The 20,939-nt window shown below is 57.4% G+C and carries 20 protein-coding genes; 12 read left to right on the forward strand and 8 right to left on the reverse strand.

Annotation, left to right across the window (positions count from 1 at the left end; translation table 11 throughout):
- Positions 1-32 precede the first annotated feature (32 nt).
- The 3 genes from ligD to AUC61_RS10195 form a co-directional block, all read right to left on the reverse strand.
- On the reverse strand, positions 33-2,624 hold the full coding sequence (gene ligD, locus AUC61_RS10185; RefSeq protein WP_243245797.1) for a DNA ligase D: 2,592 nt from the start codon (positions 2,622-2,624) through the stop codon (positions 33-35).
- 32 nt (positions 2,625-2,656) lie between these two features.
- Positions 2,657-3,559 (reverse strand): non-homologous end joining protein Ku, encoded by a 903-nt coding sequence (gene ku, locus AUC61_RS10190; protein ID WP_243245798.1) that lies wholly within the window; start codon positions 3,557-3,559, stop codon positions 2,657-2,659.
- Between the two features lie 89 nt (positions 3,560-3,648).
- On the reverse strand, positions 3,649-4,107 hold the full coding sequence (locus AUC61_RS10195; RefSeq protein WP_243245800.1) for an REP-associated tyrosine transposase: 459 nt from the start codon (positions 4,105-4,107) through the stop codon (positions 3,649-3,651).
- A gap of 391 nt (positions 4,108-4,498) precedes the next feature.
- Here AUC61_RS10195 and ssuD point away from each other — a divergent pair, with 391 nt between their 5' ends.
- Entirely contained in the window at positions 4,499-5,635 is a 1,137-nt protein-coding gene (gene ssuD / locus AUC61_RS10200; RefSeq protein ID WP_243245802.1) for an FMNH2-dependent alkanesulfonate monooxygenase, read from the forward strand.
- 126 nt (positions 5,636-5,761) lie between these two features.
- Positions 5,762-6,862 carry a sigma-54 interaction domain-containing protein gene (locus AUC61_RS10205; protein ID WP_243245804.1) on the forward strand — a complete coding sequence of 367 codons (1,101 nt, stop codon included), beginning with the start codon at positions 5,762-5,764 and terminating at the stop codon, positions 6,860-6,862.
- A gap of 15 nt (positions 6,863-6,877) precedes the next feature.
- Here AUC61_RS10205 and AUC61_RS10210 read toward each other — a convergent pair whose 3' ends face one another.
- The gene (locus AUC61_RS10210) at positions 6,878-7,225 is read right to left on the reverse strand and encodes an antibiotic biosynthesis monooxygenase (protein ID WP_243245806.1); all 348 of its coding nucleotides are present in this window, start codon (positions 7,223-7,225) and stop codon (positions 6,878-6,880) included.
- A gap of 360 nt (positions 7,226-7,585) precedes the next feature.
- Here AUC61_RS10210 and soxR point away from each other — a divergent pair, with 360 nt between their 5' ends.
- On the forward strand, positions 7,586-8,050 hold the full coding sequence (soxR, locus tag AUC61_RS10215) for a redox-sensitive transcriptional activator SoxR (protein ID WP_243245808.1): 465 nt from the start codon (positions 7,586-7,588) through the stop codon (positions 8,048-8,050).
- 213 nt (positions 8,051-8,263) lie between these two features.
- On the opposite strand, the gene AUC61_RS10220 is transcribed toward soxR, so the two are convergent.
- Together AUC61_RS10220 and AUC61_RS10225 are read right to left on the reverse strand one after the other, a co-directional pair.
- The gene (locus AUC61_RS10220; protein WP_243245810.1) at positions 8,264-9,682 is read right to left on the reverse strand and encodes an FAD/NAD(P)-binding protein; all 1,419 of its coding nucleotides are present in this window, start codon (positions 9,680-9,682) and stop codon (positions 8,264-8,266) included.
- A gap of 175 nt (positions 9,683-9,857) precedes the next feature.
- On the reverse strand, positions 9,858-10,421 hold the full coding sequence (locus AUC61_RS10225; RefSeq protein ID WP_243245812.1) for a helix-turn-helix domain-containing protein: 564 nt from the start codon (positions 10,419-10,421) through the stop codon (positions 9,858-9,860).
- A gap of 94 nt (positions 10,422-10,515) precedes the next feature.
- Here AUC61_RS10225 and AUC61_RS10230 point away from each other — a divergent pair, with 94 nt between their 5' ends.
- The 7 genes from AUC61_RS10230 (at position 10,516) to AUC61_RS10260 (ending at position 17,682) form a co-directional block, all read left to right on the forward strand.
- Positions 10,516-11,439, forward strand: a complete 924-nt coding sequence (locus tag AUC61_RS10230) for a DMT family transporter (RefSeq protein WP_243245813.1) — start codon at positions 10,516-10,518, stop codon at positions 11,437-11,439.
- Positions 11,440-11,579: 140 nt separating this feature from the next.
- Entirely contained in the window at positions 11,580-14,522 is a 2,943-nt protein-coding gene (locus AUC61_RS10235; protein WP_243245815.1) for a monovalent cation/H+ antiporter subunit A, read from the forward strand.
- Positions 14,522-14,866 carry a Na+/H+ antiporter subunit C gene (locus AUC61_RS10240; RefSeq protein ID WP_032628821.1) on the forward strand — a complete coding sequence of 115 codons (345 nt, stop codon included), beginning with the start codon at positions 14,522-14,524 and terminating at the stop codon, positions 14,864-14,866. The genes AUC61_RS10235 and AUC61_RS10240 overlap by 1 nt, the downstream gene beginning before the upstream one ends.
- A complete protein-coding gene (locus tag AUC61_RS10245; protein ID WP_122666359.1) occupies positions 14,863-16,548 on the forward strand; it encodes a monovalent cation/H+ antiporter subunit D in 1,686 nt (561 codons plus the stop codon). Before AUC61_RS10240 ends, AUC61_RS10245 begins: the two co-directional genes overlap by 4 nt.
- The gene (locus AUC61_RS10250; protein ID WP_243245816.1) at positions 16,545-17,033 is read left to right on the forward strand and encodes a Na+/H+ antiporter subunit E; all 489 of its coding nucleotides are present in this window, start codon (positions 16,545-16,547) and stop codon (positions 17,031-17,033) included. Before AUC61_RS10245 ends, AUC61_RS10250 begins: the two co-directional genes overlap by 4 nt.
- Positions 17,030-17,308, forward strand: a complete 279-nt coding sequence (locus tag AUC61_RS10255) for a K+/H+ antiporter subunit F (RefSeq protein ID WP_122666357.1) — start codon at positions 17,030-17,032, stop codon at positions 17,306-17,308. The genes AUC61_RS10250 and AUC61_RS10255 overlap by 4 nt, the downstream gene beginning before the upstream one ends.
- Positions 17,305-17,682 (forward strand): Na+/H+ antiporter subunit G, encoded by a 378-nt coding sequence (locus AUC61_RS10260; protein WP_122666356.1) that lies wholly within the window; start codon positions 17,305-17,307, stop codon positions 17,680-17,682. The genes AUC61_RS10255 and AUC61_RS10260 overlap by 4 nt, the downstream gene beginning before the upstream one ends.
- 15 nt (positions 17,683-17,697) lie before the next feature.
- Here AUC61_RS10260 and AUC61_RS10265 read toward each other — a convergent pair whose 3' ends face one another.
- Positions 17,698-18,165, reverse strand: coding sequence for a hypothetical protein (locus AUC61_RS10265; RefSeq protein WP_243245818.1), 468 nt, complete (start codon positions 18,163-18,165; stop codon positions 17,698-17,700).
- Between the two features lie 488 nt (positions 18,166-18,653).
- Here AUC61_RS10265 and AUC61_RS10270 point away from each other — a divergent pair, with 488 nt between their 5' ends.
- Positions 18,654-18,884, forward strand: a complete 231-nt coding sequence (locus AUC61_RS10270; protein WP_243245820.1) for a hypothetical protein — start codon at positions 18,654-18,656, stop codon at positions 18,882-18,884.
- Positions 18,885-18,984: 100 nt separating this feature from the next.
- Positions 18,985-19,224: a DUF2789 family protein gene (locus AUC61_RS10275; RefSeq protein ID WP_243245822.1), complete on the forward strand. Its 240-nt coding sequence runs from the start codon at positions 18,985-18,987 to the stop codon at positions 19,222-19,224.
- A 64-nt stretch (positions 19,225-19,288) separates the two neighbouring features.
- On the opposite strand, the gene AUC61_RS10280 is transcribed toward AUC61_RS10275, so the two are convergent.
- A complete protein-coding gene (locus tag AUC61_RS10280) occupies positions 19,289-20,761 on the reverse strand; it encodes a T6SS phospholipase effector Tle1-like catalytic domain-containing protein (RefSeq protein WP_243245824.1) in 1,473 nt (490 codons plus the stop codon).
- Positions 20,762-20,939 lie beyond the last annotated feature (178 nt).

Consider the following 20,939-nt stretch of genomic DNA (forward strand, 5'->3'; position numbering starts at 1 on the left):
TCTAGCAGCGGGAATGTATTTCAATCAAGTATTTATCGCCCCTCAACACCCAACTGCTTCCACATTTTTTTGGTTATCCGCTGGCGGTTGGCGTAGCCCTTCCACGGATCAGCCTTGAGCTTGCGCAGACGCTGTTGCAGATTACCGACGTTCCATTGCTGCGCTGACTTCAGGCTTTCCAGCTCCTCGCGGGCCACGGGCACCGACACCGGCAAACCCGGTCTGGCGCGCACCGAATAAGCCGTCACGGTGCTGGCTCCGCGGCTGTTGCGCAGGTAATCAATAAAGATTTTCCCGACCCGGTTTTTCGGCCCCATCGTCGCGGTAAACCGCTCGGGCAGTTGTCGCGCGACAAATTCGGCGATGGCCTTGGCGAAGGCTTTCACCGATTCCCAATCCGCCTGACGCTGTAATGGCACAATGATGTGCATGCCCTTCCCGCCGCTCGTCTTGATAAAGGCGTCCAGGCCCAACTCATCCAGCACTGCCAGAGTCATTTGCGTCGCCTCGATCATGCTGCGCCAAGGCAACGCGTCATCCGGGTCAAGATCAAGTACGAAATGGTCAGGCGTCTCGATACGGTCACTGGTCGCGCCCCAGGTGTGCAGTTCGATAGTGCCCATTTGCGCGGCCCCCACCAGCGCTTGCACGGTATCGATCTCCATCAGGCGCGCATGCCCAGGGTCAAGCTCGGGCTCAAGCTGCTTGATATTGGGAATGGCCAGCTTTTCAGAATGCTTCTGAAAGAACTGCTCACCGGCGACGCCCTCCGGGCAACGCAGCAAGGACACCGGGCGATTTTTCAGATACGGCAGGATCCAGTCGGCAATCTCTTCGTAATAATGCGCAAGGTCGGCTTTCTGCGTACCACTGTCAGTGTCGATCACGCGGTCTGGATGGCTGATACTGACGTCGGCAATGATCATTCGGCCCTTGTTGGGAACGGCGGCTTTGCCGGTCTTTTCCGTATTTACCGGGCTGGATCGAGATGTTTTTTTAAGGTTTTTTGCCGCCTGCGGGTATTCATGAACCACCTGGCTTGCGGGCTTGTCACTGCGCAGTGCGATAAAGGCCGCCTGCCGAATAATGCCTTCACGGGTCCATTCCGCAAATTCCGCTTCGCAGACCAGCTCAGGCTCAATCCAGTGAACGCCACGCCCTTGAGCGCTGGTGAGTTTTTTGGACAGCGGCGATGAATCGCGCTGCATTTTTTTCACGCGTTCGCTTATCTGTTTGAGTGTCCGCTCGGAGAAACCGGTGCCCACTCGCCCCGCGTACACCAGCCCCGAGTCCTCCTCATCGCCGTTAACCGCCAGCAGCAAAGCCCCAAAGCCGCTGCGCGAGCCTTGTGGCTGGGTATAGCCGACGATAACGAACTCCTGTCGTAAACGACACTTGAGTTTTATCCAGTCCGGATTGCGCTTGCTGATATAGAGGCTTCCGGCCCGCTTGCCAATAACCCCTTCGAGGCCCATGGCGCTGGCACTTTCAACAATGTCCTGATGCCGGGACATGAACGCATCCGAGAAACGCAGCAACTTGCTGCGGCTCTTGCCGAGCAGTTTTTTCAGCGCGGCGCGGCGCTCTTCCAGTGGAGTTTCACGTAGATCTCGCCCCTCAATGAAAGGCGCATCGAACAGAAAATAAACCACCTCTTTGCTGCGGCCGATTTCAAACGCGTTCTGTAAAGCCTGAAAGTCCGGCAAACCGTCCTCATTGAGCATGACCATCTCGCCATCCAGCCAGCTGTCCTTGAGGCCCATTGCCTGCAGCGCTTTGGCCTGTAGCGGGAGACGGTCGGTCCAGTCATGGCCGTTGCGGCTGAATAGCCGCACCTCGCCGTCGAGAATACGGGTCATGATCCGGTAGCCGTCGAATTTGATTTCGTAAAGCCAGTCGCCACTGGGGGGCGCGTCAACCAGCGTGGCCAGTTGCGGGGCGAGAGTTTCAGGCACGACGCTTGCGGCTTGGCTGGTCTTTGCAGGTTTGGTCTTCGCAGATTTGGCTTTAGGCGCCGTCGCCTTAGCCGGGGCTCGTTTGTTATCCGTCGCGGGTTTGCCCACCAGCTTGCCGCTGATCACACTCTGCGGTTGATCGACGACGATGTCGTAATCAGCGCCGGGTCTGGCAATCTCATCTTTTTCCTTGATCAGCAACCACTGTTCCTTGTCGCCACTGCCTTTCAGTCGCGTACGGACCAGCGCCCATTCACCGGTGAGTTTTTCCCCGACGAGGGTGAACTTGAGTTTGCCGTCCTTGTATGTTTTCTGCGGATCACCATGAGGCTGCCAGATACCGCGATCCCAGACAATCACATCCCCCGCGCCGTACTGGCCTTCCGGAATGCTGCCTTCAAAGCCGGCGTAGTCCAGTGGATGATCTTCGACATGGACCGCAAGACGTTTATGAGACGGATCCAGACTGGGCCCTTTGGGTACCGCCCAGCTCTTGAGCGTTCCGTCCAGCTCAAGGCGAAAGTCGTAATGCAGGTTTCGCGCGTCGTGCTTGTGAATCACGAAACTCAAAGCGTTCGCCTTACCCTTGACCTTTTTCGGCGCTTCTGCCGGTTCGCTGGTGATATCGAAATTACGTTTGCGAGCATATTCACTAAGCGGCTTGGCCATGATTGATCCTCTACGGCGTCAGGCAATACTCCTCAGGATGCCTTCGTGGTTTTCTTTCGCGCAGGTGCACGACGTTTGGCCGGGGCTTTTTCTGCAGGCTCGGCTTTGCTGGCAGCAGGTTTCGCCGGTTTTTTGCTGACTGACCCTTTGCCCGCGAGGCTACGTTTAAGCAACTCGGTAAGGTCAATGACATCGGCACTTTTACGCTCGGTGTCTTCAGTCTCCGTCTCGACATTCTCAAGCTTGCCTTCACGGGCCTTGGTTTCTACCAGTTCCATGATTTGATCCTGGAAGGTGTCGCGGTAATCTTCCGGCGTCCAGTCGGCGCTCATGTCTTCAACCAGGCGCTTGGCCATGGTCAGCTCGCTTTTGTTGAGTTTCACATCAGTCACTGCATCCGTCAGTTCCAGCGTGTCCAGACCCCGAACCTCCGAAGGCCAGCGCAACAGGACCAGCACCATCGCCGATTCCAGCGGCATGACGGCCGCCAGATGCTGACGGGTGTGCAGGACCACATTGGCGAGCGCGACTTTTTTGGTTTGCACGAGGGTTTCGCGCAGCAAGGCATAGACCTTCTCACCGCGCTTGTCGGGTGCCAGGTAATAAGGCGTCTCGATGTTCTGCAGGGGAATCTGATCACCGGCAACGAAACCGAAAATCTCGATTGTCTGGGTCGACTTTGGGTGTGCAGCGCGGATCTCTTCTTCGCTAAGGACCACATAGCGGCCCTTTTCGTACTGCACCCCTTTGACGATATTTTCCTTGGTCATCTCTTTGCCGGTGACCTTGTTGATGCGTTTGTAACCCACGGGATCCATGCTGCGCTTGTCCAGCCAGTCAAAATCCACCCCTTGTGAAGAGGTCGCTGAAACCAGCGCGACAGGGATATGCACCAGCCCGAAACTGATCGCGCCCTTCCAGATTGCCCTAGCCATCGCCCGATTCCCTTTATGAGGTGTTTAAAAGTGACCGGGGCGATACGGCAAAAGTTTCGAAGGGAGTGACGGAGTGTTGGTGCAGTCGTTCAAATCCAGACAGCATCCCAAAGAGGGTAATCACCCACCCTCTTTACCAGTCCTGCCCGCAATGGATTCGCGACAATGTAACGAGCAGCCTTTTGCAAGTCGTCATCCTGGCGCAGCGCTCGATCGTAGTAGCCCCGCTGCCAAAGTGGACCGCCCCATTGCTGAGAGCGGTTCAGTGATCGGCTGCTTCTGGATTTAACCCGGCACATCAGCTCTGACAAGGTTTTATGGCGCAGCTCTACGAGCCAGTGAAAGTGATCCGGCATGACAACCCAAGCCATTGAGCGCACCAGACCGGACTCCTCTGCAGAGCGGAATTGCTCCACAACGAGGCGCCCTGCACGCCAATCCTGAAATGCAGGCCGACGGTTCGCTACTACCGCAGTCAAAATATAAAAGTAGCCAATTTGTGACACGCGGCCCTTCCGTAGATGGTGGCCTCGAATTCCTGTCGTCATTCGATGACTTCCTGTTTTTTGAGCGATGATCGAAGCTTAGAGGGCGCTTCCAGAAATCAATGCCAATTGATTTTCGGGGTGTGTCATTAACTCGGCTTCGCAGCCTTCGGCAGCTCCTACAAATGATTTTTGGATAGCTGATTTGCTGGGGTATGCAACATCGCCTCGCAGCCTTCGGCAGCTCCTACAGATATTGCGTCGTATCCAAGTCTTGTAGGAGCTGCCGAAGGCTGCGAAAGGTTCTTTAGCCAGGCATATTCAATAAAGATATAAAAATATGGATATCCGTTCTTTTGAGGAATAAACCCAAAGCTTTATAACAGGGACCTATTGCTGGCTGAGCAACAGTCAATCAACACATCAGCGCCGCTTGCGGCTCAAGGGCTTTGTCATGGATGTTTTCTGGTTTCTTCCAACTCACGGCGACGGTCATTTTCTGGGCACGACCAAAGGTGCGCGCCCGGTAACCCTGAACTACCTCAAGCAGGTCGCTCAGGCAGCAGACGATCTGGGCTACCACGGCGTATTGATCCCCACTGGCCGCTCCTGCGAAGACTCCTGGGTGATTGCCTCTGCACTGGTCCCCCTGACCGAGAAATTGAAGTATCTGGTGGCGATCCGTCCCGGCATCATTTCGCCCACCGTCTCGGCGCGTATGGCGGCGACCCTGGACCGCTTGTCTGGCGGACGTCTGTTGATCAACGTGGTGACCGGCGGCGACCCGGATGAAAACCGCGGTGATGGCAGCTTCCTCGATCACAGCGAACGCTACGAAGTCAGCGATGAATTCCTGCAGATCTGGCGTCGTGTACTGCAAGGCGAAGCCGTGGATTTCGAAGGCAAGCACCTGCGCGTGCAGAATGCCAAGGCACTTTATCCGCCGATTCAGAAGCCCTATCCGTCGCTTTACTTTGGTGGATCATCGGAAGCCGCCCATGAACTGGCTGCCGATCAGGTGGACGTTTACCTGACCTGGGGCGAGCCGCCAGCGGCGGTTGCGGAGAAACTCGCCGATGTCCGCGAGCGCGCAGCCCGCAAAGGCCGCACGGTGAAGTTCGGCATTCGTTTGCACGTGATTGTCCGCGAGACCAGCGAAGAGGCATGGAAAGCTGCCAGTACGCTCATTGAGCACATCAGTGACGAGACAATCGCTGCGGCACAGAAATCCTTCTCGCGCTTTGACTCCGAAGGCCAGCGTCGGATGGCGGCCTTGCACGATGGCCGCCGGGACAACCTGGAAATCGCGCCAAACCTGTGGGCGGGCGTGGGCCTGGTTCGCGGTGGCGCCGGAACCGCATTGGTGGGTAGTCCGCAGGAAGTTGCGGCACGGATCAAGGAATACGCCGACCTGGGTATCGAGAGTTTTATTTTCTCCGGCTACCCGCATCTGGAAGAAGCCTACCGTTTCGCCGAGCTGGTTTTCCCGTTGCTGCCGGAGCCGTATCGCAGCCTGGCCGGACGCGGTATCACTAACCTGACCGGACCATTCGGGGAAATGATTGCCAACGATTTGCCGCCGCAGAAATAGGAGTCGAGTTTCGGTAGGCGCCAACTTACCAGAGAGACGGAGCTTCTGAGCAATCAGCTCCAGTGCCTCGCCAACAAGTTGGCTCCTACAGGTCAATGTCGATTCCAAAAAAAAGAAGTGATCACTATGCAGCTACTGACCTTACCGCCAAACCCCGCACTGGCGACTTCAATCCGCGCCACAGCCCAGGTGTTCGAAGACCCGAAATCAAAAGCGTTGCTGGCTCACCTCAAGCAGGTGGCACCCAGCGATGCCAGCGTGCTGATCATTGGCGAAACCGGCACCGGCAAGGAGTTGGTTGCGAGGCATATCCATAGCCTGAGCGAACGGCGTAATCAGCCATTCGTTGCCGTCAATTGCGGCGCATTCGCTGAATCGCTGGTAGAAGCCGAGTTGTTCGGCCACGAAAAAGGAGCGTTTACCGGTGCCCTGAATGCCAAGGCAGGATGGTTCGAAGAGGCTAATGGCGGCACTCTGTTCCTTGATGAAATCGGCGATTTGCCGATGCCCATCCAGGTCAAACTGCTGCGCGTGCTGCAAGAGCGAGAAGTCGTCAGGCTGGGTTCACGCAAAAGCATCCCCATCAACGTCAGGGTGCTCGCAGCGACCAACGTGCAACTTGAAAAGGCGATCAATGCCGGACATTTCCGCGAGGACCTATATTACAGACTGGATGTGGTCAACATCGAACTGCAGCCGTTGCGCGAACGCCCCGGTGATATCCTGCCGCTAGTCAGACACTTCATCGACGCCTACAGCCTGCGCCTGGGCTATGGACCGATCCGCATTACCGCCGACGCCGAGCGAAAATTGCAGAGCTACAGCTGGCCGGGGAATATTCGCGAGCTGGAAAATGTCATTCATCACACGCTGCTGATCTGCCGTGACGGGCTGATTCAACGCGATGACCTGCGCCTGTCGAATCTGCGTATCGAGCGCCAGGACGATCAACCTGCAAATGACGAATCTGTCGACGCGTTACTGGAGCGTGCCTTCCATAAACTGTTCGAGGAGCAGGCTGGCGCGCTGCATGAAAAAGTCGAAGACGCGTTGCTGCGGGCGGCTTACCGTTTCAGTCACTGCAACCAGGTTCACACCGCGGCCCTGCTGGGCCTGACCCGCAACGTTACCCGCACACGGCTGATCAAAATCGGTGAGCTGGCGGTGAACAAGCGCCGAGCAGGAGAAAACCTGCAAGGTGACCGGGTCATGCAGGATTCGGTTTGATGCGTAATCATCCCCTCAGCACCTTGGACTGATCGTCCGCGTCACCAGAGAAGTGTTGAAGATCACAGCACTGACCTGGTGCCTGCGCAGCATTGCCATAAAGTCTTGCGGCCTGGTTTCTGCATTGAGTTCTGCATTGAGTAAAGCCTCTTCGCTGGCTTGCCGTGATTGCCAAAGCGTCTGGCCAAACACGCGGCAGCCGTCAGTGCTGGCCTGAACAGTGGCACTGATAAAACCTGGGTAAGTGCAGGTATAACGCTCGGCTTGCTCGGTCAGGGCTTCTACCAGAGCGGACTGTCGAGAGGGATTTACGGTGAACTCAATAAGCTGGTTAAAGCGAAGATTCTCTTCTGCTGACGCCATGACTGCCTCCTGTCAAACAAAATATAACTACCTGATTTTTAAGTGCTTTTTACTTTAGGAGTGAGCTTGCTCGCGATAGCGTCGGGGCAGGCGATAATTTCTCAACCGATCTACCGCTATCGCGAGCAAGCTCACTCCTACAGAACCCCGTATTGGCTGTGCAACAGCACCGTGTCAGATACGATGCCCAGTCCAGCAGGATGAACTTGTTCGCGAGACGCATGACATGGTTCATCAGGCAGATCGTCTCGCCAACAAGTTGGCTCCTGCAGGGGATTGTGTTTGCTGTGGGACTACGGGGTGTTGCCAACCAAGGCCTCAAAGGGTAAAACCTCTACCTAACTAGAGGTCAAGTCGCTTATGACAACCAGCAAAAAATCCGGCTCTGCCAGTAAACAACTAACCGTCGGCCAGTTAGCGGCACGTAGCGGTGTCGCCGTCACGGCTCTGCATTTTTATGAAACCAAAGGTTTGATCAGCAGCCAGCGCAATGCGGGCAATCAACGTCGTTATCCCAGGGAAATGCTCCGTCGGGTGGCGCTGATCAAAGTCGCCCAGCGGTTAGGCATCCCGCTGGCCAACATCCACGCCGCCCTGCAAACACTCCCCGAAAAACGCACCCCCACCGCAGCTGACTGGAACAAGCTGTCAGCCCAATGGAAAACCGAACTCGACGAACGCATCGCCCGCCTGACCGACCTGCGCGACCAGCTCACCGGTTGCATTGGCTGCGGGTGCCTCTCGATGCAAGCCTGCCCGTTGCGCAACTGGGGGGACAAGTTGAGCGAGCAAGGCAATGGACCGGTTTTACTGGACCAGGATTGAAGAGCTTCAGCGCTTGTACCGCGCCGACCTGACACCGCTGCAACAGACTTCCTCTGTTGGAGCGAGGCCTGCCCGCGAATCAGTCAGCACGGTATTTCAGAAACCAGCGTCATCGTTCTTCGCGGGCAAGCCTCGCTCCAACAGGGTCATGAAGTCTCATGTGGGAGCCGGGCTTGGTCTGGGCCGCGCCCGGACGATTTAGGCGACCAGATTTTAAGCCGAGCCGATTCCAGCCAATCGCACCGCCAACGCCTTGGCCTGCAGCGCGACGTCGGTCACAGCCGTACTCTCCCACCATAGCCCCCGCAACGGCGGCCCCATGGCGAACAGCCGTTCTGCAACCCGCCCCTGCGCGTCCAGCACCGCGCCGCCACGGTCAGCCGCAATCCCCAGTGCTAGCGGACCGGGCTGAATCAACCCGCGTGCCAGCAGTTGCCGTGGCAGCGGCCGGTCTACACGTCGCCAGTCGTATTCGATGCCCGTGGAATTGATCAGCGCATCCCCCACGACCGTTGAAGAATTAGCCTGACCACGGCGCCGGATACGAATCTGCAACTGACCTGTCGGCAAGACCTCAAACCCTTGCAGCGAAGCAGCCTGAATCTTCACCCGCCCTTCATCGATCAATTGCGCCAGCAACGCAGCGCTCAGCGGCGGCGATCGGTGGTGATGGCTTTCCCACCACGGCCTTACATGACGGACAAACTGACGACGCTGAACATCCGTGGCCTGGTTCCATAACCGGCCTATGTTCGCCCGCACGGTATCCAGTGGCGCTTGCCAATCGATCCCGCTTTGCAACGCCAGCGCGCATTGTTCACGCACTTTGCGCAGCAGTTGCCGGGGGCTGCGGATGGCCTGATCGGCTGCGAGAAAATCCGCCCAGGCGGGAGGCTGTCGCCGCACATGGGGCAGTAATCCATGCCGGGAAAAGATCTCGACAGGCCCGCGATGCCCCGATTGTTGCAGCGAGACCACGGCATCCACCATGGTCAGGCCGGAGCCAATAATCAGCACCCTGGCCTGCGGATCGAGTTGCCGCATGGTCCTGACATCCCACGGATCGACAGCCGCAGCATTCAGCCCGCTGGACTCTCGTTGCGGGGTGCGGGCGGCGGCGTACATACCCGTAGCCAACACCGCGACATGCCCGCGCAAGGAATGCCCGTCGGCAAGGCTCAAGCTGACATCCCGCTCATTCACTTCCAGATCGACCACTTCACCGCGCACATGCTCGACACTTGAACCGTGACGTGCGCCCACCACCCGGGCCTCAGCCAGACGCTGCTGCACATACAGACCAAAGAGCCCCCGCGGCGGAAACAGCTCAGCCACCGGCACATCCTGCTCACGGGACTCAGGCCAGCCACCGTCAGCGATGAATTGCGTCAGCCACTGAGTCAGATCATCGACGTTGTCAGGGTCAACGCTCATGCGTGCCGCGTTACCGTTAAGGGTATGCCCCAACTCTGTGGCGCTGTAAGCCTCGCCCCGGCCCAGTTCGTGACGCGTTTCGATAATCGAAATACGGCGACTGCCCGGCAGGCGGAGTAACTGGACGGCAAGCATGCTGCCGCTCAAGCCACCGCCAATGATCAGAATCTCAACAGGTTGTTTGTCAGCGAAGCTCATGGATCCGGGTCGCCCTTCGAAAATGCCGCACTTGGGTCAATATCAACAGACAGACAATGCACAGCCCGTGCCCGCCGCCAGCTCCCCGTATTTACGGAAGATCAGCCTCGCGGCCGACGCTGGGAAATCGCAACAGGCAACACAGCTGTTGATTGACTGTTTCTCAGGCAACAGCTCATAACACCACGTTGCGCACAAAGCGCACCCTGACCTGACCGTCATTTCGATAACTGTGGGCCTGGTTGCTGGCAAACATGAAAAACTCGCCCGGCCCTACCGCTTGATTGTGTTCAAGCAGGCTGACCGTTAGCTGGCCCTCAACAACATAAACCTGTTCGCTCCAGCCATCGGGATCGGCTTCAGACTGATAAGCCTCCCCCGGTTCCAGGCAAAACTCCCAGAGCTCCACTTCGCGTCTGGCGGTGGCCTTGGCCAACAGGATGGCCCGGCTACCGGGTACCGAACCCGCCCAGGCCACTTCGTTGATACGGCTGGGATCACGGTGCTCAGGGGCCTGAATCAAATCGCTGAACGCCACATCCAACGCCTCCGCGACGCGATCCAGCGTCGCAAGGCTGACGTTTTTCTCGCCCGCTTCAATGGCCACCAGCATGCGGCGGCTGACCCCGGACTTCTCGGCCAGCGCGTTCTGACTCATATCCTGCCCGTTACGCAGCCGTCGAACGTTCTGGCTGACGTGCTGCAAGACCGGTGCACGTTGCGAATTATCGTTGCTCAATATTTTATTCTCTCGAAACCATTGCGCAGTATACTGCCCAACTTTAAAGCTCAGGTCGATGTATCAAGCAAGCCTGTCAACGCCAGTGAGAAGCATGAAGTCTACCTCTATCACGCCGCGCATCAGCAAAGCAGAAATCGTGCTGATCCTGATCACCCTGCTATGGGGCGGCACGTTTCTGATCGTACAGCACGCCATGACCGTCAGTGGCCCGATGTTTTTTGTAGGGCTGCGCTTTGCAGCTGCCGCGATCATCGTGGCGTTATTTTCATTAAACGTATTGCGCGGCCTGACCCTGCTTGAAGTAAAAGCAGGGGTCGCTATCGGCGCAGCGATCATGCTCGGCTATGGCTTGCAGACTATCGGTCTGCAAACCATTCCCAGCAGCCAGTCAGCCTTTATTACCGCGCTTTATGTACCTTTCGTACCGCTGTTGCAATGGTTGGTTCTGGGGCGTCGGCCGGGATTGATGCCCAGCCTGGGCATTGTTCTGGCATTTACTGGCCTGGTGCTTCTGTCCGGGCCCTCTGGCGCAACCCTGCAATTCAGCCCGGGGGAAATTGCGACGATTATCTGCGCTATCGCCGTAGCCGCTGAAATCATCATGATCAGCGCTTACGGTGGCAAGGTTGATGTACGCCGGGTCACGGTCGTGCAGTTGGCAACGGCCTCACTGCTGTCGTTCCTGATGATCGTGCCTACTGGCGAAGCCTTGCCTGACTTCTCCTGGATGCTGATCATCAGCGCTGTGGGCCTGGGGGCGATGAGCGCGGTCATTCAGGTGGCGATGAATTGGGCACAGAAAACTGTTTCCCCCACCCGTGCCACTGTGATCTACGCCGGTGAGCCAGTGTGGGCCGGGATTTTCGGCCGTCTGGCCGGTGAGCGCCTGCCGGGTGTCGCCCTGCTTGGCGCAGCCCTGATCGTTGCGGCCGTGATCGTCAGCGAAATGAAACGCCGAAATAAACCTGAGGAAGAGCAACAAGAGACCGCGCAGGTGTTTAAAGAAACAGATTGAACACCCGGCAAACCCGTCTATAAATAAAGCGAACTCAGCTTCTGCCTACAAGGTCTGTAGGATTCTGCGACACCTTGGCGTTTGGTGTTACACAGTCCAGCACGTATGATCCTTGACATTTCCCTGCAGATTAGAAGCCTATGTCCCTGATAGTTCTACTGCTTCTGCCTTTCATCGGCAGCTGTCTGGCGGCGCTTTTGCCGCATAACGCGCGTAACGCTGAATCCATTCTCGCGGGCCTTGTGGCCATTACCGGTGCGATTCAGGTTGCCTTGTGGTACCCGCAGATCGTCGACGGCGGGGTGATACGCGAAGAATATTTCTGGTTACCCAGCCTGGGATTGAATTTTGTCCTGCGTATGGACGGCTTCGCCTGGATGTTCTCGATGCTGGTCCTTGGCATCGGCACCCTAGTTTCCCTGTACGCACGTTACTACATGTCACCGGATGATCCGGTACCGCGCTTTTTCGCCTTCTTCCTGGCCTTCATGGGCGCGATGCTCGGCCTGGTGATTTCCGGCAATCTGATTCAGATCGTATTTTTCTGGGAACTGACCAGCCTCTTCTCATTCCTGTTGATTGGCTACTGGCACCACCGGGCAGACGCGCGACGCGGCGCCTATATGGCATTGATGGTTACTGGCGCAGGCGGACTGGCTTTGCTGGTAGGCGTCATGCTGCTCGGCCACGTGGTCGGCAGTTATGATCTGGACCGCGTGCTGGCCTCCGGCGACGCCATTCGTGCCCACGCGCTGTACCCGGTGCTGCTCACGCTGATCCTGATTGGCGCGCTGAGCAAAAGTGCGCAGTTCCCGTTCCATTTCTGGCTGCCCCACGCAATGGCCGCGCCGACGCCGGTCTCCGCTTACCTGCACTCGGCAACCATGGTCAAAGCCGGAGTATTTTTGCTGGCACGTTTCTGGCCCGCCCTTTCAGGGAGCGAGCAGTGGTTCTGGATAGTCAGCGGTGCTGGCGCGTGCACCTTGATCATTGGCGCCTACTCGGCAATTTTCCAGAATGACCTCAAAGGCCTGCTGGCGTACTCCACTATCAGCCATCTAGGGCTGATCACTCTGTTGCTGGGCCTTAACAGTCCTCTGGCGGCAGTTGCAGCGGTCTTCCACATCCTCAACCACGCCACGTTCAAAGCCTCGCTGTTCATGGCCGCGGGAATCATCGACCACGAAAGCGGGACGCGGGACATTCGCAAGCTGAGTGGCCTGATAACCCTGATTCCGTACACCGCCACGCTGGCGATGGTAGCCAGTGCCTCCATGGCAGGCGTACCGCTGCTGAACGGCTTCCTGTCCAAGGAAATGTTTTTCGCTGAAACGGTATTCGTCAGTTCCTCCGCCTGGGTGGAGATGGCCTTGCCGGTGATTGCAACCATCGCCGGGGCCTTCAGCGTCGCCTATTCACTGCGCTTCACCGTGGATGTGTTCTTCGGCCCCAAAGCCACCGACCTGCCTCACACCCCCCATGAGCCACCCCGCTGGATGCGTGCGCCTGTGGAGTTTCTGGTAATCGCCTGCGTGATCGTCGGGATCTTCCCCGCTCAATCCGTAGCGCCATTACTGGCTGCCGCCGCACAACCGGTGGTGGGCGGTACGCTGCCTGAGTACAGCCTGGCCATCTGGCACGGCTGGAACGCGCCGATGATCATGAGTCTGATCGCCATGGCTGGCGGCGTGCTCCTGTACCTGCTGCTGCGCAAGCCGTTCAAACAGAACCGATTCACCGGGCCGCCGCTCGTGCAACGCATGAACGGCAAGCGCTTCTTCGAGCGTTCGCTGGTGATCATGACCCGCTGGGCTCGGCGGTTCGAAAGCCGTATCAGCACACGCCGCCTGCAGCCTCAGCTGTTTCTGGTGGTACTTGCGGCGTTGATCGGCGGCTTTATCCCGATGTATTTCAGCGGTTTGACCTGGGGTGACCGACCGAAAATTCCCGGCTCAGGTGTCTTTGTCACGCTCTGGCTTATCGCGATTGCCTGTGCACTGGGCGCAGCCTGGCAAGGTAAATATCACCGTCTTGCAGCGGTCATCATGGTCAGCGTCTGCGGGCTGATGACCTGTGTCACCTTCGTCTGGTTCTCGGCTCCCGATCTGGCCCTGACCCAATTGGTAGTTGAAGTGGTCACGTCTGTGCTGATCCTGCTGGGCCTGCGCTGGCTGCCACGACGCAATGAAAACGTTGCACCGTCGGTCAGCAGCCGGGTCCGCGCACGGACACGTCGGGTTCGCGACCTGATTTTGTCGGTACTGGTCGGCGGCGGCATGGCCTTGTTGTCTTACGCCATGTTGACCCGTGCAACGCCCAACACCATTTCCTCGTTTTACCTGAGCCGCGCCATTCCCGAGGGCGGAGGCAGTAACGTCGTCAACGTCATGCTGGTGGACTTCCGCGGCTTCGATACCTTCGGCGAAATTACCGTTCTGGCGGCAGTCGCACTGACCGTATTTGCTTTACTGCGTCGCTTCCGCCCCCCCAAGGAAAGTATTCCGCTACCTGCTCAGCAACGTCTGCTGGCACCGGACGTGGCGACTGATCTGGTCAACCCGCGCAGTGCCAGTGATACCGCGCTGGGCTTCATGATGGTGCCAGCGGTACTGGTACGCTTGCTGCTGCCGATTGCGGTGCTGGTGTCGATGTACCTGTTCATGAGAGGACACAATCAGCCGGGCGGTGGTTTTGTCGCAGGGCTGGTGATGTCCGTGGCGTTCATCCTGCAATACATGGTCGCCGGTACACAGTGGGTCGAGGCGCAGATGAGCCTGCGTCCGTTACGCTGGATGGGCACCGGGCTGTTGTTCGCGATCTGCACCGGGCTGGGGTCGATGTTCTTCGGCTACCCGTTCATGACCACTCACACCGCGCATCTGGACCTGCCGTTGCTGGGCGACATCCACGTCGCCAGCGCGCTGTTTTTCGATGTCGGGGTCTATGCGGTCGTCGTCGGTTCGACCCTGCTGATTCTCACTGCACTGGCGCACCAATCGGTGCGTAGTCATCGTCCGACCTCATTGCCGAAACCTGTGCCAACCCCCATCGCCGATATCGTGGCTACACAAGGAGCGTCCTGATGGAAGAAGTCATCGCAATTGCCATCGGTGTGCTGGCCGCCTCGGGCGTCTGGCTGATCCTGCGCCCGCGGACTTTTCAGGTCGTCATGGGCCTTTGCCTGCTGTCCTATGGCGTCAACCTGTTCATCTTCAGCATGGGTAGCCTGTTCATCGGGCGTGAACCCATCATCAAGGATGGGGTGCCTCAGGACCTGCTGCATTACACCGACCCGCTGCCACAGGCACTGGTGCTCACTGCCATCGTGATCAGCTTCGCAATGACGGCTCTGTTCCTGGTGCTGTTGCTGGCGTCCAGAGGTTTGACCGGCACCGACCATGTAGACGGCCGGGAGCCCAAAGAATGACGTTGATGAATCAACTGATCGTTGCACCGATTCTGCTGCCCTTGCTGACTGCCGCGATCATGCTCTGGCTTGGCGAGAAGCACCGCCCGCTCAAGGCGCGTATCAATCTGTTTTCGAGCATGTTGGGCCTGGCCATTTCTGTAACCTTGTTCATGTGGGTACAGAAAACCGGCACCACAGGCTCCATCGGCGTCTATCTGCCCGGTAACTGGGAAGTGCCGTTCGGCATTGTGCTGGTAGTCGATCACCTGTCCGCAATGATGCTGGTACTGACCGGGATTGTCGGGGTTTGCGCCCTGCTCTTCGCCCTTGCGCGCTGGGATCGCGCAGGTGCCAGCTTCCACGCCCTGTTCCAGATTCAATTGATGGGCCTGTACGGCGCGTTCCTCACCGCCGACCTGTTCAATCTCTTCGTGTTCTTTGAGGTCATGCTGGCGGCCTCCTACGGCTTGATGCTGCACGGCTCGGGCCGCGCCCGTGTCTCAGCAGGCCTGCACTACATCGCGATCAATCTGCTCGCCTCTTCGCTGTTCCTGATTGGCGCTGCATTGATCTATGGCGTCACCGGCACGCTGAACATGGCCGACCTGGCCATCAAGATCCCTCAAGTGCCAGAAGCCGATCTGGGGCTGCTGCACGCGGGTGCGGCCATTCTCGCGGTGGCGTTCCTGACCAAGGCAGGCATGTGGCCGCTGAACTTCTGGCTGGTGCCTGCCTACTCCTCCGCCAGCGCTCCCGTGGCGGCGATCTTTGCGATCATGACCAAGGTGGGCATTTACACGCTGTTGCGGCTCTGGACCTTGCTGTTTTCGGTGCAGGCGGGGCCTTCTGCATTCTTTGGCGGCGACTGGCTGATTTATGGCGGCATGGCGACGATCCTTACTGCAGCCGTTGCGATTATTGCCGCACAACGTCTTGAGCGCATGGCCGCACTGAGCATTCTCGTGTCGGCTGGAATTCTGCTGTCAGCCATTGGCTTCGCTCAACCCAGCCTGACCGCGGGTGCGCTGTTCTATATGGTCAGCTCGACCCTGGCACTGAGCGCGATGTTCCTGCTCGCTGAACTCATCGAACGCTCGCGCTCAGCCAATGAGCTGCCGCTGGAAGACGATGCCGATCAGCTGCCGCGCACCGTGGAGTCATTGAACCCACCGCCAGGCACCAACCTTGATGACCAGCAAAAAGCCGTGGTCGGTCAGGTTATTCCAATGACCGTAGCCTTTATCGGTTTGAGTTTCATTGCGTGCGCCCTGCTAATCATCGGCATGCCACCGCTTTCGGGGTTCATCGGTAAACTCACCCTGCTCAGCGCGCTGCTCAACCCTCTGGGGCTGGATGTCGCACAGGACGAGACAATCTCGAATCAAGGCTGGCTGCTGGTCAGCTTGCTGATTTTCTCTGGCCTTGCTTCGCTGTTGGCCTTTTCCCGGGTTGGCATTCAGCGCTTCTGGACACCTCAGGAGCGCCCGTCGCCACTGCTGCGCCGTTATGAGTGCCTGCCTATCGTGATCTTGCTGGGCTTGTGCATCACGCTGACCTTCCAGGCCGAACCGCTGCTGCGCTACACACAGGACACAGCAGCGGCGCTGCACGAGCCCAAGCAGTACATTCAATCGGTAATGGCCACGCGGCCGTTGCCAGGACCCGTCAGCGATACCGGAATATCGGCGGTGCAGCCATGAAGCGCTACTTCCCTGCCCCGTGGTTCTCCCTGGCGCTCGCTATCCTTTGGCTTGTAATGAACCTGTCGATCAGCCCCGGCAATCTCATTCTCGCAGTGGTGCTGGGTTTCCTCGCGCCCTTGCTGATGTCCCCGCTTCGCCCGCTGCCGGTGAGCATCAAGCGACCGGGCACTATCTTGAAGCTGTTTTTTCTGGTGGGACGCGATGTAATTGTCTCCAACCTCGCGGTCGGCTGGACCGTCTGGAACGCCCGTCGAAACCCGCCACGCTCAGCCTTCGTAAAAGTCCCACTGGACCTGCATGACGCCAACGGGCTGGCCGCACTGGCAATGATCACCACTGTGGTCCCAGGGACAGTCTGGTCTGAACTCGCTCTGGATCGCAGTGTACTGCTCATGCATGTGTTCGATCTGGAGGATGAAGCGCAGTTTATCGAACACTTCAAAACCACTTACGAGCGCCCGTTGATGGAGATTTTCCAATGAGTGCCCTGCTCGGCAACGCCATTCTGGTGAGTTTGTTCATCTTTGCCCTGGCCATGGTCCTGACGCTCCTGCGCCTGTTCAAGGGCCCTTCTGCCCAGGACCGGGTTCTGGCGCTGGATTATCTGTACATCATTGCCATGTTGATGATGCTGGTGCTGGGCATTCGTTATGCCAGTGACACTTACTTCGAGGCTGCACTGCTGATCGCGCTGTTTGGCTTTGTTGGTTCGTTTGCCCTGGCCAAATTCCTGCTGCGTGGAGAAGTCATCGAATGAACTCGACAGTGGTATTGCCCTTCTGGGTCGAGATTCTCACCGCTCTGCTACTGATTGCCAGCAGCCTGTTCGCGCTGACCGGGGCAATGGGGTTGCTTCGCATGAAGGACTTCTTCCAGCGCATGCATCCCCCTGCGCTGGCTTCAACACTGGGCGCCTGGTGCGTAGCACTGGCCTCGATCGTGTACTTCTCGGCACTCAAATCAGAGCCGGTCATCCACGCCTGGCTGATCCCCGTGCTGCTGGCAATTACCGTTCCGGTCACCACCCTGCTGCTCGCCCGCACCGGCCTTTTTCGCAAGCGAATGGCAGGGGACGACGTGCCTCCGGAAGTCAGCAGCGGTGGTCGACAGGGTGACTCCAGCGGCAGCTGAACAGCTGCCGGGGCTTTACTCGCTCGCTTTGAACGTCAGCTCGCCTTTACGCCATTTAGCGGCTTTGGTGGTTGCGGTCTTCAACGTTTTGGTCAGGCCACCCTGCAACTGCTCATGGGCTGCAAAAACCATCATGACGCCCTGACCTTCCTTGAACACGATCCCGTGTCCTTCAGGGATATCGACATAGGCATACTCGCCCAGACCGTAGACCGTCATTTTGATTTCGCGGAACTTGATTTCCAACTTGCCGCCTTCGCGGCTGGGCAATACCGCTGCGCGAAAATGATCGCCGACTTTGAGTTCCAGACGAGGTTTGTCGTCAACCACCAATGCCGTCTCAGTATCGATTTCAGCAATGTAGATGCCTTCAGCCGACTGCTCACAGACATACACGAAACGGGACTGGAACTGTTTTACCAACTTCGCCCGCAGATCACCAAGCACGAACAGCGCGTGTGTCTCCAGATTGCTTACTGCCAAAGTTAAAACCCCCAACGTGGAAATGATTCCGCCCGGACATGCCCGGACGGTCAGAAAAAGCTACCGCTAGCTGTTTACAGCGCATCAGACGGGCAGTTCCCTTGCGTTCTCATGTGGCAATGGCAGCCACATTACACCGCCAACCCGAGGCGCGGGGTGCTTGTGCAGAGAACGTCGACGATACCGAAAGCGCAATCAGCGCCGGCAATCGAGTGATTCTACCGGGTGCTGACGCCTGCCGCCTATATCCGTTTTGTACATATCGGCATATGTAGTCAATTCAGACAACATGAGTCGCACGATATACCGCACGGACAACACCATTTCCTACTCTCGTCTTCTCGCCAGCTGACCCTGGTCTCCCACTCCCCGCGACTAAATGCCGCCCGTGAGCGTCAACAAATGCCATACTCGGCCACATCAAGACATCTGGCCCGACATCTATGTGTCCAGTCAGAAGCGAGTCGTCATCCACGGGAAGGTAATAAGTGACTGAATTTGATATTGGCGAGTTTTTCATCTGGGGCGAATCCAGAGAAGTAGAAGGTGAGTTTCAAGCTGTGATTGTCATGCGTGCCAAGCAGGCTTCGAACGTTATCTCTTACCACCAGGTGGAAAAAGACCGCTGGTTCAAAACTGCAGACCTCGCGGCGACGGCGGCTCAGGAATCAGCCCAAGAGCTGAAAAACGCAGTCGATGCAGGCGCATTGAACGCCTAGCGCTATTACTTCGAACTCTTGGGTCATGGAAGCGCTCAGATGCTTTACGCAGCATCAAGCGTGCAACCGTAGATCGGGTCAAGCCCGCCGAGGAGATGACATGGAACTGGATACACCTACGCTAGCCACCCTGTTTGAACAACTGGGACTGGATTCGGACCAGGAAAGCATCGACGCCTTTGTTGATGAGCATGGCCCACTGCCTGATGACGTGAAAGTTTCTGAAGCAGAGTTCTGGCCCCCTCAAAAAGGCAAGTTCCTCAAGGAGTTATTATTGCAGGATGACAATTGGGCTCCAATCGTCGATGAACTGAACGCCCTGCTTCACACCGCAAAATAGCGTCCATAAACAGCAGCTCCGGGCACCCGGAGCCGCTGCACAAGCGACGCTTTAATTCATGTGACTAGCCTCGTCCCTCCTGATTTGGATAACGTACTCGACCACCACTCTGCGGCGCATGCACGAAAAGTGCATCGTTGAACTTGTGACGGCTATCAATCAACGCATCCCAATGCGCAGAACGATGTATGTAGCGATGGCGCAACATTTGCTCCTCACTGGCATCAAGCGAATAAGCAGCCCCGCGCGCGTAAGCGATCAGCTTGTGTGCAATGCCTTGCAGCTCGGGAAGGATCATGAAATCCAGGGAAGCCGGAACCGGATTGAAGGGAACACCGTGATCGCAGGCCAGAGCATGCATGACACGCAGATGAACCCTGGCAAGATGTCCGAAAACCTGACGCTGCAAGCACACCGCGGCCATTACCGCTTTACCTCCACCTTTGTTGTATCCGGCCTTGGTCGGCCGCTCCTTGCAGGTTATCGACAGCCCTGCCTCAGGGTCGCGGGGGTCGACCAATACCGTTTGATCCATACCTTTCATGTGTGCGTGCGCCTGCTGCCAGGCCTGAGTCGACTCCTTTGGAATGTCGCTACCAACGAAACTCCAGAGTGGACGTGTCAGCAGCACCCGCTCAAGCATTTGCGGATGATACCCCCCGCCAACATCCGAATGGGCACCCGGCAGCACAATTTCCATCGGCCAATGTGGCATGACGCTGTTAAGCGCAAAGTTACGCCTTTCTTCGTCGCGAGCCACCAGATGCAGTACCTGCTCGGCACAGCCAGGCGGTAGATAGAGGTTCACTTTGTCGTTACTTGCATCCGCCAGATTCCCCATATCCCGAATGCCGCCGACGGCGGCAACCGTGTCAAACAGCCCAATCATCTTTATTTTGATGCTACCGTTTTGCCAGGAAAAGCCAGACCCCAACGGCACGCTACGACGGTTGAGCATCGGCTCCAGCGTACCTTTTTCCTGCTTGAGCACTTCGTTGGCAAAATGCCGGGCTGCGGCAGCCCCCCGACTGAAACCAAAGACATCCAGTTCAAGCCCGCTGATGGAGCAGCCGGGATTATGCTGCGAGAATGACGCCAGAAGCGCACCCAGCTTCTCCACACCTCGCTCTACTTTGGCAATAACGCCGGTCCTGCCGCGCCCAAAACTCTGACCTGGCCAAACCGAATCACGCCCGCCTGACAGGGTGCCTATACCACTTATATAAATCGGCCAATACACTTTCAAGCCGTCCCCGAGATTGCTCGCGACAGGACGACTGCTATAAAGGTCAGCCAACTTGGCAATGTTACTTAAATCATTACTGTAGCTACTGGCCGGATCACTGTGCCGACCGCCGCATTCGGCAATATGTTTGCCCCCTGTGACTTCAGCCATTGATCGACAATCGGCGCCGATCTGGCTATTGCTTCGATTATTGCCCGTGCCGTCAAAGAACAGCCCGACACGCACCGTCACGCCTAATGTCGAGACACTGGACGCATCCTGCGCAGTTAATACATTCCTTGTATTTTTCATTCCCTATCCACCTGTTGGCGCAGCCAATACTCAAGCTGCGTTTAAATCAATTGAGCTACTTGATATAAACAGCTTGCGCGCAGATAGAGTTTAGTCAACTCGGTTACATAACTTTCAGAAAAGCCCTACATCATTTAAGGCAAAAAACAATAAACTCTTACAATAATTCCTGAATCCG

The organism is Pseudomonas maioricensis, assembly GCF_022790535.1.
GTDB classification, from domain to species: domain Bacteria; phylum Pseudomonadota; class Gammaproteobacteria; order Pseudomonadales; family Pseudomonadaceae; genus Aquipseudomonas; species Aquipseudomonas maioricensis.